We start from the raw sequence: 13,639 nt of genomic DNA, 5'->3' as shown, positions 1-13,639 counted from the left end.
AGTGTCCTTATTGCGTCGAGAGCCTGCTCTTCACGCGGCCGTAGAGCAGGTAGACGATCAGGCCTAAGCCATTGAATGCGAAGAAGAACAGCTTCGTGAAGTCGGCCAGGCTCCAGAAGAGGTAGAGGCAGCCCGCCACCGCCAGGGGGCCCACGAGCCACCAGAGCGGAGTCTTGAAGGGACGGGCCAGGTCCGGGCGCTGGCGGCGCAGGATCATCATGGCGAGCGCCGTCCCGATGAAGGCCGCCAGCGTGCCGGCGTTGGCGACCTCGGCGAGGCGCTGCAGGGGCACGAAGCCGGCGATGGCGGCGGCGAAGAGGCCGGTGAACAGGGTCACGGCCGCGGGCACGCCGCGCTTGTCCACCAGGGACAGGCCGCGCGGCAGCAGGCCGTCGCGGGACATGGCGAAGAACACCCGGCTCTGGCCGAACATGAAGGCCATGATCACGGTGGGCAGGGCGATCACGGCGGCCGCGGCGATCAGCACGGCGGCCAGGTCGTGGCCGTGCGCGCGCAGGATGAAGGCCAGCGGCTCGCCGCTCTTGGCGAACACGGTGAAGTGCGACGCGCCCAAGGCGGCGCCGGCCACGATCATGTAGATGGCCGCGCAGGCCAGCATGGAGCCCACGATGCCGATGGTCAGGTCGCGGCCCGGGTTCTTGGCCTCCTCCGCGGCCGTGGAGATCGCGTCGAAGCCGTAGAAGGCGAAGAAGATCACCGCGGCGGCCGCCATCACCCCGCGTTTTATCCCGTCGGCCTCCTCGTGGGCGTTGAAGCCGAAGGGCATGAAGGGCTGGAAGTTGGCCGGGTCGAAGGCCGGCAGCGCCAGGACCACGAAGGCGGCGAGCGCCACGACCTTGAAGACCACCAGCCAGGCGTTGACTGTGGCGCTCTCGCGGGTGCCGACCATCAGCATGCCGGTGACCAGCAGGATGATGACCACCGCCGGCAGGTTGATCAGGCCGGCGGGGTCGCCGCCGGGGCCAGCGGCGAGCATCTCGGGCAGGCCCCAGCCGCGGCTCTCCAGGAAGCCCTGGGCGTAGCCGCTCCAGCCCACCGCCACGGCGGCGCAGACCACGGTGTATTCGAGGATCAGGCTCGTGCCGATCACCCAGCCCACCAGCTCGCCCATGCCGGCGTAGGAGTAGGTGTAGGCCGAGCCCGCGTGCGGCATCAGGGTGGCCATCTCGGCGTAGCAGAGCGCGGCGAAGGCGCAGACCGCGCCGGCGATGGCGAAGGAGACGATCACCGCCGGGCCCGCCTGGCCGGCGCCGACGCCGATCAGGGTGTAGATGCCGGTGCCGATGATGGCGCCGACGCCCAGCGCCACCAGGTGCGGCCAGGAGAGCGTCTTCTTCAGGTCGCGGCCGTCCTGGCTCGCCACCGGCTCCACCGGCTTCCTGCGCGTGACGAAGCTCATCCGAACCCTCCCCTACCCAGGCTGCACCATGCTCAGGCATGACCGCTCGCACAAGCCTTGGCGCCGGGGCAGGCTTGCGCCAGCTTGGCGCGCTTCCGGGGGAGTTTTTCCTATGCGCCGACTGATCCTCGCCGTCCTGCTCCTGCTGCTGGCCGCGCCCGCCCACGCGCAGGACGCCGCCGTCACCCGGCTGGTGGCGGACTACGAGAGCTTCTGGCTGTCGGACGACGTCTTCACCGCCGCCCGCCTCGGCAACCGCGACGCGCTCTCCAGGCTCCCGGACGTGACGCCGGCGGCCGATGCGCGGCGGCTTGCGGCCCTCAAAGCGTTCAAGGCCCGGCTCGACGCGATCCCGGAGGCCGGGCTCTCCGAGGCCGCGCGCCTGAACCGCGACGTGCTCGCCTGGGTTCTGACCACCCGCATCGACAGCCTGGACTTCGACGAGGCGCGGATCCCGTTCTTCAACGACAGCGGCTTCCACACGGACATGGCCTATGCCGCGGCGACGACGCCGATCCGCTCGGTCGAGGACGCCCGCGCCTGGCTCGCCCGGCTGGAAGCCTTGCCGGCCTACTACCGCCAGAGCCTGGACAACGCCCGGCGCGGCGCGCGAACCCGCTTCACCCAGCCGGTCGAGGTGGCGAGCCTGGTGGCCAAGCAGGCCAGGGAAGCCGCCGCCGCGCCGGTGGAGGGCGACGCCCTGCTGGGTCCCCTGGCGAAGATGCCCGACACCATTCCCGCGTCCGAGCAGGCGGCGCTTCGGGCGCGCGCCCGGAGCCTCATCGCCGAGCGCATCCGCCCCGCCCAGGCGGAGTTCGCGGCCTTCATGGAGCGGGAGTACCTGCCGGTCGTGCGGCGCGGGCTGGGCGTGCGCATCGTGCCCGCCGGCGAGCAGTACTACCCGTGGCTGGTCCGCTTCCACACCACCACGAACATGACGCCGGACGAGGTGCATGCGCTCGGCCAGTCGGAGGTGGCGCGCATCCGGGCGCAGATGCAGGTCGTGATGCGCGATGCCGGCTGGACCGGCGACCTGGCCGGCTTCATCGCCATGCTGCGCAAGGACCCGCGGTTCTATCCGCAGACGCCCGAGGACCTGCTGGAGAAGGCCTCGGAGATCTCCAAGCGCATCGACGACCAGCTGCCCGGCTGGTTCGGCACCCTGCCCCGCCTGCCGTACGGCGTGCGGCCGGTGCCCAAGGACATGGAGCGCGACTACACCACCGGCCGCTACTGGCAGGGCAGCCCTGAGCAGGGGATCGCCGGCGGCTACATGGTCAACACCTACGCGCTCGACCAGCGAGGCCTGCACGAGCTGCCGGCGCTCACCGCCCACGAGGCCGTCCCTGGGCACCACCTGCAGATCGCACTCGCCCAGGAGCTGAAGGACGTGCCGGCCTTCCGGCGCGAGGCGAACCTGACCGCCTTCGTCGAAGGCTGGGGGCTCTATTCCGAGAAGGTGGCGGGCGAGATGGGCATCTACCGCAATCCGTACGAGCGGTTCGGGCAGCTGTCGTACGAGATGTGGCGCGCCTGCCGCCTGGTGGCCGACACCGGGATCCACTGGAAGGGCTGGACGATGGCGCAGGCCAGGTCCTGCTTCACCGACAACACAGCGCTGTCGCCGCTCAACATCGAGACCGAGCTTGCCAGGTACGTCTCCTGGCCCGGACAGGCGCTGGGCTACAAGGTGGGCGAGCTGACCTACCTGCGCCTGCGGGAGAAGGCGAAGGCGGGCCTGGGCGCGAAGTTCGACATCCGCAGGTTCCACGACGCCGTGCTGCTCGCCGGACCGCTGCCGATGGCGGTCCTGGAGGCGCGGGTGGATCGGTGGATTGCGGCGCAGCGGTAGGGGGGGTCGGCCGCGAGGCCTTGGGTTGGCATCCGGCGCTAGCCCAGCCGGGCCTCACCCCAGCCCTCTCCCGCGTGGCGGGAGAGGGAAAGTGTGATCTAAGCACTGTCAGGTGATCGGTGATCAGAAATATTGGCGAAACGTCGGTGTGCGCCTTATATCGCACCGCATTACGCGAATTTCAGGGGACCTGACCGGGCGCCGGCGTTATTTTACCGCCGATCCGGATCTGGGGAGGATTGAACGATGATGATCGCACGATTTGGCGTGCTCGGGCTCCTCGCGAGCAGCGCCCTTCTCGCCAGCTGCACCACCGACGGCAAGCTCAGCGCCGCCTCCGACATCTCGGTGGCCGTGACCACGGAAGCCGCGGTCGCCGCCCTGCCGGCCACGGTCGACAACTTCATGCTCGCAGACGCCGAGATGATGGGCCACGAGCTCTACCGTCTCGCGGACGCCAAGGCGGTCGTGCTGGTGTCCTACGGCGTGGGCTGCCCGATCTCGCGGGCGATGACGCCCGAGATCAAGAAGCTGCGCGACGCCTACAAGGCCAAGGGCGTCGAGTTCCTGATGTTCGATTCCAACCTGCAGGACAACCGCGAGGCGATCCTCGAGGAGACCAAGGAGTTCGGCCTCGACATCCCGGTCCTGCTCGACACCAACCAACTGGTCGGCGAGCAGCTCGGTGTGACCCGCACCGCCGAGGTGTTCGTGATCAACCCGAAGACCTGGCAGGTGGTCTACCGCGGCCCGCTGGACGACCGCATCGACTACGGCGGCGCCCAGAAGGCCAACGTCACCCCGTACGCGGCCAACGCGCTGGACTCGGTGATCAATGGCAAGCCGATCCAGCAGGTCTCGATGCAGACCAAAGGCTGCCTGATCGACTTCCCCGAGCGGGCGAAGCGCGCGCAGCACGCCAAGATCTCCTACGCCAAGGACGTCGCCCCGATCCTCGAGGCCAAGTGCGTCGGCTGCCACCAGAAGGGCTCCATCGGGCCGTTCGCGATGACCAGCTACGACATGGTCAAGGGCTTCGCCCCGATGATCCGCGAGGTCATCCGCACCGACCGGATGCCGCCGTGGAACGTCGATCCGCACGTGGGCAAGTTCGCTGACGACAAGAGCCTGACGCGCGCCGAGATCAAGACGCTGGTCCACTGGATCGAGGCGGGCGCCCCGCGTGGCGCCGGTCCCGACCCGCTGGCCGCCAAGCAGCGCGTGGCCGCCGACTGGCCGCTGGGCAAGCCTGATCTGGTCCTGGAAATCCCGACCTACACCATCCCCGCCTCGGGCATCGTCGACTACCAGCGTCCGGTGGTCGCCAACCCGCTGACCGAGGGCAAGTGGATCAAGGCCTCGACCTTCAAGGTCGGCGATCGTCGGGCGGTGCACCACTTCCTGACCGGCTACATGAAGGAGATGCCGAAGGACGGTAAGGGCAACGAAAGCCGCTGGGGCTCGTCCGTCGGCGGCTATGCGGTGGGCGCTGAATCCACCCTGTGGCCCAAGAACGTCGGCACCTACCTGCCCGCCGGCGGCGCGGTAGGCGTGCAGGCGCACTACACGCCCTACGGCAAGGAGAGCACCGACAAGTCGCTGCTCGGCCTCTACTTCTACAAGGAGAACGAGAAGCCCGGCCTGGTCATGCGGAACTCGGTGATCGTGGACAACACGATCGTCATCCCGGCCGGCGAAGGCCGTCACAAGGAGACCTCGTACCTCGAGTTCCCGAAGGACGCCCTGCTCTACTCCGCCTTCCCGCACGCCCACTACCGCGGCTACGCCTCGGACCTGTGGATCCGCTACCCGGACGGCAAGGAGAAGCTGCTCCTGGCCATGCCGCGGTACGACTTCAACTGGCAGCGCGAGTACACCTTCGCCGAGCCGCTGAAGGTGCCCGCGGGCTCGAAGCTGATCGCCCACTACTGGTACGACAACTCCAAGCGGAATCCGGCCAACCCGGACCCCACCAAGGAGATCGTGTGGGGGGACCAGTCGTTCGAGGAGATGTTCTACACCGCGGTTCGCTACCGCTGGGTCGACGAGACCGCGACCAAGCAGGTGAACTACGACGACATCATGAACCAGGGCCGGATGCTCTTCATGCTCGATGACGACATCGACGGGAAGCTGCAGAAGGCCGAGCTGCGCGGCCAGATGGGTAAGGCGCTCGCTCAATACTGGGCCGCGCTCGACAAGAACGGCGACGCCGCGCTCGACAAGACCGAGCTCGCCGCCGCCCAGGCCATGATGGGCAACCGTCGCCGGCAACAGTCGGCCGAAGCCGGCTCGTCCTCGGGCGGGCAATGAGCTAAGCCTCCGTCCCTGGCCGCCAGCCGGCCAGGGACGGAGCGCATGCGCCTACTCATCTACGAACCCTCCTTCCGGAGGCTGCAGGGCTCGATCTCCCCCCTGGGAGTCGAGCCCGTTCTTTTCAGCGAAACGGGCGAGCTGACGCTGGATGGCCAGCCGGTGTCCCTCGAGGACGCCGCGCCCGAAGCGGCCTGGGCCAACGCCGACGTCTGGTTCGGGCCCGTGGCGCGCGACTACTCCGTCAGCCTGCTGAAGGCGCCGTCGCTGAAGTGGCTGCAGAGCGGCGCTGCGGGCTTCGACCATCCGATCTTCAGCCAGCTGGTCGCCCGCGGCGTGCGACTGACCACCAGCCACGGCCAGGCCGTCGGCATGGCCGAATACGTGATCGCCGGCGTCCTGGACCACCTCGGCCGCTGGCCCGAGCGCCGCGCCGCCCAAGCCGCCCGCGAGTGGAAGCGGATGCAGGTCCGCGAGATCATGGATACCCACTGGGTGGTGATCGGCTTCGGGGCGATCGGCGAGGGCGTCGCCCGCCGCGCCAAGGCGTTCGGGGCCCGCGTCGTGGGGGTGCGCCGCAGCCAGGGCTCCCACCCATGCGCCGACGAGATCGCCGCACTCGCCGACCTGCCGCGCCTGCTGCCGCGCGCCGACGTGGTGGTTCTGGCCTGCCCGCTGACGCCGGAAACCCGCCACCTGGTCGATGCCGAGTTCCTCGCGACCATGAGGCCCGGCTCGGTGCTGGTGAACGTCGGCCGCGGCGGACTCGTGGACGAGCCGGCCCTGCTGGCGGCCCTGGACCGCGGCGTTCCCGAACACGTCCTGCTGGACGTCTTCGAGACAGAGCCCCTGCCGGCCGACAGCCCGTTCTGGGCCCATCCGCGGGTGAGCCTCACGCCGCACAACTCGGGCGCCACCGAAGGCCAGGGCGGTCGAAACGACGAGCTGTTCGTCGAAAACCTCGGCCGCTACGTGCGCGGCGAGCCGCTGCTCAACGAGGCCGATCCGAAGGACGTGCTGGCGGGGGAAGGGTGACGCACTCTCCCTCTCCCGCTGCGCGGGAGAGGGCCGGGGTGAGGTCCGGCTCGTAAAGACCGGGTGCGCCGGATGACGGCTCGAGGGCCCCGGTGGTCGGGCCGGCGGGAGGGCCCTTGGGCTGGCATCCGGTGTTTGCCCAGCCGGGCCTCACCCTGACCCTCTCCCCCTCGCTGCCGCTCGGTGGAGAGGGAACAGGCCGGGGTCAGCGCTTGATCGGGACTCCCTCACCCTGACCGCTTCGCGGTCTGTCCCTCCCCATCAGGGGAGGGAAGGCTAGTCGGCCCAGAGCTCGTGGATGTCGCCCTTGCGGTTGAGCATGCGGACGGCGCGCTTCACGACCGTCAGCAGGCGTTCGCGGCGGGCGCGTTCGTCGTAGGTCATGGCGCCCCTGGCAAGGCCCTCCAGCAGGAAGCGGCCCAGGTCGCGGCTGGTCTGGAAACGCGGGTCGGCCCCGGCCGAGGCCATGGCGCCGAAGCGGCCGACCTGGGCGTGGTCGAAGGCGCTCTGGGCCGCGGCCAGGCGCTCGCGCAGCATGGGGTCGGTTCGGGCCGCCGCCTCCAGCTCGGCGAAGGCCACGAAGGGCGTCTCGTGCAGCAGCGCCCAGTAGGCGTCGATGGCGTGTTCGGAGGCGTCCACGCCCGGCGGATGCGGCTGCGATCCCGCCTGCTCGAACAGCCGCGCCCGCTCCACCTCGATATGGGCGATGGCGGCCTCCACCAGCTCCTCGCGGGTGGCGAAGTGGTAGAGCATCGCGCCGCGCGTCAGCTTCGCGGCGTCGGCGATCAGGGCATTGGTGGCGGCGTGATAGCCGATCTCCGCGAAGAGGCGCATGGCGGCGTCCAGGATGCGCGCGCGGGTGCGCAGCGACTTGGGCGTCGCCTTCGCCAGATAGGTTCGGGCGTCCATCGAGACCAACTTTGGAGGCGACCTGGGGAGGGTCTGCTCAAGCTCACGCTACCTAGTGAACAAGAGGTCGCCCCGCCAGCCCTGCAAGGGGGCAGTTCGCGACGAACGGCCAAACCGCCTCTTCGAGCGGCAGAATCCGTTCGGCGAACGTGCAACGAAGTCCATTCCGCATAACGCCGGTCGATTGACACCCGGGGCGAATTGATGACAGTGCCACTGCCATGAAGACGCCCCTGCCCCCGACGCTCCGCGACCGGCAACGGGCGGAGACCCGCGAACAGATCATGCGGGCCGTGGGCCGGCAGATGGAGCGCGGCAGCCTCGAGGACCTCTCCTTCGCGGAGATCGCGAAGGACGCCGGCCTCGGCGAGCGGACCGTCTACCGCTACTTCCCCACCAAGGAGGCCCTGCTCGGCGCCTTCTGGGCCTGGATGCAGAACCAGGCCGTCACCAGCGAGACCAAGCCCAGGCCCGGCCGCGCCCTGCCGCGCATCCGCGAGGCGATCAATGCGGCGCGCGACGTGCACCGGCCGATGCGCATCCTGATCGCCACCGACGCCTGGGAGCCGCAGGTCAATGGCGTGGTCCGCACCCTCACCCGCACGGTGAAGGAGCTGCGCGAGATGGGGCACGTGGTGGACGTGATCCACCCCAACGAGTTCAAGACCTTCCCCCTGCCGACCTACCCGGAGATCAAGGTCGCCATCGGCGTCTACGAGCCGGTGCAGGAGCGCTTCAAGGCCTTCGAGCCGGAAGCCATCCACATCGCCACCGAGGGGCCCATCGGGCTCGCCGCGCGGCGCATCTGCGTGGAGTGGAAGCTGCCGTTCACGACCAGCTACCACACGCGATTCCCGGAATACGTCTCGGCGCGCCTGCCTTTGCCGCTGGCCGCCGGCTACGCCTACATGAAGTGGTTCCACAAGCCGTCGGGCCGGCTGATGGTGGCGACGCCCACCATGCGCGACGAGCTGACCCAGCACGGCTTCCGCAACATCTCGGCCTGGTCGCGCGGCGTGGACACCGAGATGTTCCACCCCAGGCGGGAGGGCGAGCCGGACATCTTCGCCGAGCTGCAGCGGCCGGTGTTCCTCTATGTGGGCCGGGTCGCGGTGGAGAAGAACATCGAGGCCTTCCTGGGCCTCGACCTGCCCGGCACCAAGGTGGTGGTCGGCCCAGGGCCGCAGCTCGAGGAGCTGAAGGCCAAGTACAGGGAGGCGGTGTTCGTCGGCTCCAAGTCCGGCGAGGAGCTGACCCAGCACTACAACTGCGCCGACGTCTTCGTCTTCCCCTCGCTCACCGACACCTTCGGCCTGGTCCTGCTGGAGGCCATGGCCTGCGGCACACCGGTGGCCGCCTACCCGGCGCCGGGGCCGATCGACATCATCCCGGGCTCCAGCGCCGGCGCCCTGGCCAAGAGCGCCACCGAGGGGCTGAAGGAAGCCTGCCTGGCCTGCCTGGACCTCGACCGCAAGCAGGTGCGGGCGTTCGCCGAGACCTTCTCGTGGCGGTCCTGCGCCGAGGACTTCGTGCGCAACCTGCAGCCCTACCCGGAGCCGGAGAAGACGCGGTTCTGGCGCAGGCTGCGCCGGCTGGCGCGCGTGCGGCGCAGGCGCCCCGAGGCGGCGTAGTTTCCCTCCCCGCCGGGGAGGGACAGCTCGCCCGACGGCCAGCCGGGTGAGGAAGTCGCGATCAAACGCCGACTCCGAGATCCCGCCCCAGACCTCCTCACCCTGGGCGCTCGCGCGGCCTTTCCCTCCCCATCAGGGGAGGGAAATCAGAGCAGCCGGCTCCGCATGGCCTGGCTGAGCAGGTCGATCAGGCTCACGGCCACCACGATGACGATGACGATCGCCGACAGCTGGTTGTAGGCGAAGGCGTTGAGGCTCTCGAACAGCACCTGGCCGATGCCGCCGGCGCCGATCAGGCCCAGCACCGTCGCCGAACGGGAGTTGGATTCGAAGCGGTACAGGGCGTAGCTCGTCCACAGTGGCGCGACCTGCGGGATCACCCCCCAGACCACCTCCTGCAGCGGCGTGGCGCCGGTCGCGCGGACCCCTTCGACCGGGCCCTTGTCGATGGACTCCACGGCCTCCGAGAACAGCTTGGCGAGCACGCCGCCGGTGTTCAACGCCAGCGCCATCACCCCGGCGAACGGGCCCAGCCCCACGGCCACGATGAACAGCGTGCCCATCACCAGGTCCGGGATGGAGCGCAGCAGGTTCATCAGCAGGCGCATGGGCTGCTGCAGCCATACCGGCGCGATGTTGCGCGAGCAGGCGAGGCCGAAGGGGATCGCGAAGACGACGGCCAGGGCGGTGCCCCACAGCGCGATCTGCACCGTCAGCCACATCTGGGAGATGTACAGCCGGATGTTGGTGAAGTCCGGTTGGAGCAGCTCCTTGCCGTAGAGGCGCATGTTCTCGGAGTTGGTGAACAGGCGCGTGACGTTGGCCATCTCCACCGGCTTGAAGGCGATCATCAGCAGCAGGATCACCCCGCCCCAGATCAGGATGTCCGGGGCGCGCTGGCCGAGCGTCCGCGACGGCGCGGGCGGGATCCCGGAGTCCTGGATTCCGGGCGGATGGATGTCTGCGGCGCTCATCAGACGTCGGGTTCCTTGGCGCGCTTCTGGGCGGCCGCGGCCTGGATCTTGTCGAATTCGGCCTGGGCCTTGGCGATGCGGCCCTGGTCGCCGGAGCGGCGGGCGTCGGCCACGGCTTCTGCGGCCTCCATCTCGCGGATCGGGTCGAGGTAGCTGTTGTCCGCGGCGCGGAAGCCGCCGTAGGTCATCGCCTTCAGCACCTCGCGCTGGCGGTCCTTGTCCGGCCCCTCGCCCACGCCGTAGGTGAGGAAGAACTGGCGGATCTTCTCCTTCAGGGCCGGGTCCATGTCCTTGCGGACGACGATCGAGGACTCCGGGATCGGCGGCGAGCGCCAGATGACCTCGATCTTCTCGGCGGTCTGCGGGCTCTGCCGCTGCAGGAAGAGGAGGCCGACGGTGTTGTTGGTGGCGACGTCGACGAGGCCGTTGGCGACCGAGAAGGCGTTGGCCTGGTGGCTCGCCGAGCGCACCGCCTTGAAGCACTTGGCCGGCTCGATGTTGCGCGGCGTGAACAGGTAGGTCATCGGCGCCAGGGTGCCGGACGTCGACTTGGCGTCGCCGAGGCCGAAGTTCAGCGTCCGGTCGCACTGCAGGACCTTGTCGAGCGTGAGCCCGCTGCCCTTCTTCACGATCAGGACGGAGAGGTAGCTGTCCTCGCCGCCGGCGTCGACGACGCGGCCCAGGACCTCGCCCTGCGCCCGGCGCGTGGCCTCCAGCGCCGGCAGGGCCGAGAACCAGCCCATCTGCACCTGGTTGAAGCGCATCGCCTCGATCAGGGAGGTGTAGTTGGTGGCGAAGTACGGCTTCACCTTCACCCCGATCTGGGCGCTCATGTCGTCGAGCAGCGGCTGCCAGATGGGGCCCATGGAGGCCTGGTTCTCGGCCGACAGGATCGAGAACGTCAGCTCCTTGGTGGAGGTGGCGCGCTGGGACGGCTGGTCGCCGCAGGCGCCGAGCGTCATCACGCCGGCGAGCGCCAGGCCGGCCAGCAGGCGGCGCCGAACCAGGTGGGGGATCATTTGGGGGCTCCCTCCCAGAAGACGTCTTCGAATTCCGGGCCATAGATGTCGATGAGCTTGTCGCGCGTCAGGCCCTCGGCCGAGCCGTCGTAGACCATCTTGCCGGCCTTCAGCGCCACCACCCGCCGGCAATAGCGCATGGCGTAGTCCACCTGGTGCAGGGTGACGACGACGGTCAGGCCATCCTCGTCGTTCAGCTTCTTCAGGGCCTCCATGACCCGGCGGGCGGAGACGGGATCGAGGGAGGCCACGGGCTCGTCGGCGAGCACGATCTTGGCCTTCTGGACCAGGGCGCGGGCGATGGCGCCGCGCTGCTGTTGGCCGCCGGACAGGGTGTTCGCCCGCTGGCCGGCATATTCGGCGACCCCCATCCGGTGGAGGGCGGCCATGGCGGCGTCCTTGGTCTCCCTGGGCCACAGGCCGAAGGTGCCCTGCATCCCGCCGATGCGGCCCAGCGAGCCCAGCACCACGTTGTTGAACAGGCTGAGGCGGCCGACCAGGTTGAACTGCTGGAAGATCATGCCGATGCGGGTGCGGATGCGGCGCACCTGGCGCGACAGCCGGCCGTTCTCCTGCACCGGCTCGCCGAACGCCTCGATGCGGCCCTCGCCGCCGTCGATGGTCTGCAGCGCGCTGATCGAGCGCAGCAGGGTGGACTTCCCCGAACCCGACGGGCCGATGAGCGCGATCATCTCGCCCTTCGCCACGTCCAGCGAAACACGGTCCAGCGCGCGGCGCGCGCCAAAGGTCTTGGAGACGTTCCGTATGGACAGAACGGCGGCGTCGGACATGGAGGGCGATGGTTCCCCGGTGGCGCAGGCGCAAGGCGGCAAACGCGAGAGTCGGCCACAACTTGCGACGGCTTCATGACACGGCGCCTGCGGATTGGTCCAGCCGGCTTGCGGCGCGGGCCTCGCTGCGCGGGGCCCGGGCGCCGGAGTGGGCGACCAGGGACACGCGCGCGGGGTTGTGGGCCGGGCTGGTCTGGATCTGGACGGACGAACACCGCGAGTTCGGCGGCCGCCTCCTGCGGCTTACCGTCGTGGCGGCCCGGATCGGGGTCGGAGCGGGCCTGCTCGCGCTGGGCCTCTTCCTCCTCAGCCTGTCGAAAATTTAATCCCGCCAGCCGTTTACCGGCGTTCGGCGAAGGACGAGGCTGCGTCGGCTCGAAGGAGAGAGCTCCATGGCCCCGCGCGTCCTGCCCCGCCGACCGATCATCACCGCCGCGGGGATGGCCGGCGCCCTGGCGGCCGTGGCCGCGGTCACCGCGTTGGCCCAGCAGGTCCCGGAGGTGCTCTCCTGGGCGATCTCGCCCCACGACGACCCGAACACGGTGCAGCTCAGCCTGAGCTATCGCTCCCAAGGCGGCCGCAGCATGTACAGCCACACCCGGCCGGTCAGCGAGCTCGCCGGCCTGACGGCGGCCCAGCTGGACGCGAAGACGAAGCAGCCGGTCCGCTTCCGCGTGACCCGCGACGCCGGCGCGCTGGACTGCCAGGGCGAGGTCCAGTCCCAGCGCGGCTCCGGGGACTGCCGCTTCCAGGCCAGCGCCGCCTTCGCCCAGACCCTGCGGCAGCGCGGGATCGGCGAGCCCAGCGAGGCCCAGCTCTTCCGGCTCACCATGAGCAACATCGGCCTGGCCTACGTGAACGAGCTGGCGCGCCAGAGATATGCCACCCCCAGCGTCCACGACCTGGTCAGCGCCGGCGACCACGGCGCGAACCTGACGTACCTGCAGGAGATGGGCGCCGCCGGCTATCGTCTCGGCCGCGTCGACGCGCTGGTCCGCACCCGCGACCACGGCGTCAGCGCCAAGTACGTCGCGGCCCTTCGGGACGCCGGCTACGACCGGCTGTCGGCCGACGAGCTGGTGCGCCTGCGCGACCACGGCGTGTCCGCCGACTGGCTGGGCGCTGTGCGCAAGGCGGGCTACGGCGGGCTCTCCACCGACGACCTGGTGCAGATGCGCGACCATGGGGTCTCGGCCGCCTTCATCGAGGGGCTGCAGAAGTCCGGCTATCGCCGCGTGTCGGCCCCCGACATGGTCCGCATGCGCGACCACGGCGTCTCCACCTCCTTCGTCCAGCAGCTGGTCTCGGTGGGCTACGGCCACCTGAGCCCGGACGAGCTCATCGAGTTGCGAGATCGTGGGATCAGCGCGGGGTTCGTGGCCAAGGTCGCCGAGGCGGGCGAAAAGCTGTCCGCCGACCAGCTTATCGAGCTGCAGGAGCGCGGCTCGACCTTCGCCGCAAGGCGCTGAAACGCTAAGCGAATCACCTGTGTTTCGCGGCCACAGCCTGGGCTGTTACTGAGTCCCGAGCGCCACAGTTACGAGAATAACGTAACGCTGTTCCGAGTAGAGACGCGACGTCGCAGTCGTTAGTCTCTTTACATCGGGGTCCGGGGGCCCTATCTCGCGGCTTCCGGCGGACCCGATGTCCTAAAAAGCGCTGCTAACGCCGGATTGGGTTCAACAATACGTTGGG

At 69.5% G+C, this 13,639-nt stretch carries 11 protein-coding genes and 1 pseudogene; 7 read left to right on the top strand and 5 right to left on the bottom strand.

The window, feature by feature from the left end; all coding sequences use genetic code 11:
* Nucleotides 1-7: 7 nt before the first annotated feature.
* Entirely contained in the window at nt 8-1,420 is a 1,413-nt protein-coding gene (locus VIL76_RS14850) for an amino acid permease (protein WP_332045809.1), read from the bottom strand.
* A 112-nt stretch (nt 1,421-1,532) separates the two neighbouring features.
* Here VIL76_RS14850 and VIL76_RS14845 point away from each other — a divergent pair, with 112 nt between their 5' ends.
* The 3 genes from VIL76_RS14845 to VIL76_RS14835 all read left to right on the top strand — a co-directional run bounded on the left by VIL76_RS14845 (nt 1,533) and on the right by VIL76_RS14835 (nt 6,620).
* Complete coding sequence (locus VIL76_RS14845) at nt 1,533-3,272, top strand: DUF885 domain-containing protein (protein ID WP_332045808.1); 1,740 nt, start codon at nt 1,533-1,535, stop codon at nt 3,270-3,272.
* A 246-nt stretch (nt 3,273-3,518) separates the two neighbouring features.
* Nucleotides 3,519-5,585, top strand: coding sequence for a redoxin family protein (locus tag VIL76_RS14840; protein WP_332045807.1), 2,067 nt, complete (start codon nt 3,519-3,521; stop codon nt 5,583-5,585).
* Between the two features lie 45 nt (nt 5,586-5,630).
* A complete protein-coding gene (locus tag VIL76_RS14835; RefSeq protein ID WP_332045806.1) occupies nt 5,631-6,620 on the top strand; it encodes a D-2-hydroxyacid dehydrogenase in 990 nt (329 codons plus the stop codon).
* Nucleotides 6,621-6,896: 276 nt separating this feature from the next.
* On the opposite strand, the gene VIL76_RS14830 is transcribed toward VIL76_RS14835, so the two are convergent.
* Nucleotides 6,897-7,529, bottom strand: a complete 633-nt coding sequence (locus tag VIL76_RS14830; protein WP_332045805.1) for a helix-turn-helix domain-containing protein — start codon at nt 7,527-7,529, stop codon at nt 6,897-6,899.
* Between the two features lie 221 nt (nt 7,530-7,750).
* Between VIL76_RS14830 and VIL76_RS14825 the strand changes: the two are divergent.
* Nucleotides 7,751-7,936 (top strand): annotated as a pseudogene (locus VIL76_RS14825) (TetR/AcrR family transcriptional regulator); the annotation flags it as partial.
* 126 nt (nt 7,937-8,062) lie between these two features.
* Nucleotides 8,063-9,160 carry a glycosyltransferase family 1 protein gene (locus VIL76_RS14820; RefSeq protein WP_332046509.1) on the top strand — a complete coding sequence of 366 codons (1,098 nt, stop codon included), beginning with the start codon at nt 8,063-8,065 and terminating at the stop codon, nt 9,158-9,160.
* A gap of 146 nt (nt 9,161-9,306) precedes the next feature.
* On the opposite strand, the gene phnE is transcribed toward VIL76_RS14820, so the two are convergent.
* The 3 genes from phnE to phnC are packed head-to-tail and all read right to left on the bottom strand — an operon-like array spanning nt 9,307 to nt 11,944.
* A complete protein-coding gene (gene phnE / locus VIL76_RS14815) occupies nt 9,307-10,134 on the bottom strand; it encodes a phosphonate ABC transporter, permease protein PhnE (RefSeq protein WP_332045804.1) in 828 nt (275 codons plus the stop codon).
* Nucleotides 10,134-11,153, bottom strand: a complete 1,020-nt coding sequence (gene phnD / locus VIL76_RS14810; protein WP_332045803.1) for a phosphate/phosphite/phosphonate ABC transporter substrate-binding protein — start codon at nt 11,151-11,153, stop codon at nt 10,134-10,136. The genes phnE and phnD overlap by 1 nt, the downstream gene beginning before the upstream one ends.
* Complete coding sequence (phnC, locus tag VIL76_RS14805) at nt 11,150-11,944, bottom strand: phosphonate ABC transporter ATP-binding protein (RefSeq protein WP_332045802.1); 795 nt, start codon at nt 11,942-11,944, stop codon at nt 11,150-11,152. Before phnC ends, phnD begins: the two co-directional genes overlap by 4 nt.
* Before the next feature lie 62 nt (nt 11,945-12,006).
* Here phnC and VIL76_RS14800 point away from each other — a divergent pair, with 62 nt between their 5' ends.
* The gene (locus tag VIL76_RS14800; RefSeq protein WP_332045801.1) at nt 12,007-12,270 is read left to right on the top strand and encodes a hypothetical protein; all 264 of its coding nucleotides are present in this window, start codon (nt 12,007-12,009) and stop codon (nt 12,268-12,270) included.
* Between the two features lie 66 nt (nt 12,271-12,336).
* Nucleotides 12,337-13,413 carry a hypothetical protein gene (locus VIL76_RS14795; protein WP_332045800.1) on the top strand — a complete coding sequence of 359 codons (1,077 nt, stop codon included), beginning with the start codon at nt 12,337-12,339 and terminating at the stop codon, nt 13,411-13,413.
* Nucleotides 13,414-13,639: the final 226 nt, after the last annotated feature.

It is taken from the genome of Phenylobacterium sp., from assembly GCF_036563285.1.
Classification (GTDB): Bacteria; Pseudomonadota; Alphaproteobacteria; order Caulobacterales; family Caulobacteraceae; genus Phenylobacterium.
Note: the sequence above shows the minus strand (reverse complement) of the source record. Positions and strands in the feature narration are given on the sequence as shown.

Excerpts from the sequence above, each read along its gene's own strand:
- VIL76_RS14820 (WP_332046509.1), top strand. The coding sequence starts at position 8,063 with ATGCGCATCCTGATCGCCACCGACGCCTGGGAGCCGCAGGTCAATGGC.
- VIL76_RS14840 (WP_332045807.1), top strand. The coding sequence starts at position 3,519 with ATGATGATCGCACGATTTGGCGTGCTCGGGCTCCTCGCGAGCAGCGCC.
- VIL76_RS14850 (WP_332045809.1), bottom strand. The coding sequence starts at position 1,420 with ATGAGCTTCGTCACGCGCAGGAAGCCGGTGGAGCCGGTGGCGAGCCAG.
- VIL76_RS14845 (WP_332045808.1), top strand. The coding sequence starts at position 1,533 with ATGCGCCGACTGATCCTCGCCGTCCTGCTCCTGCTGCTGGCCGCGCCC.
- VIL76_RS14795 (WP_332045800.1), top strand. The coding sequence starts at position 12,337 with ATGGCCCCGCGCGTCCTGCCCCGCCGACCGATCATCACCGCCGCGGGG.
- VIL76_RS14830 (WP_332045805.1), bottom strand. The coding sequence starts at position 7,529 with ATGGACGCCCGAACCTATCTGGCGAAGGCGACGCCCAAGTCGCTGCGC.
- VIL76_RS14835 (WP_332045806.1), top strand. The coding sequence starts at position 5,631 with ATGCGCCTACTCATCTACGAACCCTCCTTCCGGAGGCTGCAGGGCTCG.
- phnE (WP_332045804.1), bottom strand. The coding sequence starts at position 10,134 with ATGAGCGCCGCAGACATCCATCCGCCCGGAATCCAGGACTCCGGGATC.
- phnC (WP_332045802.1), bottom strand. The coding sequence starts at position 11,944 with ATGTCCGACGCCGCCGTTCTGTCCATACGGAACGTCTCCAAGACCTTT.
- phnD (WP_332045803.1), bottom strand. The coding sequence starts at position 11,153 with ATGATCCCCCACCTGGTTCGGCGCCGCCTGCTGGCCGGCCTGGCGCTC.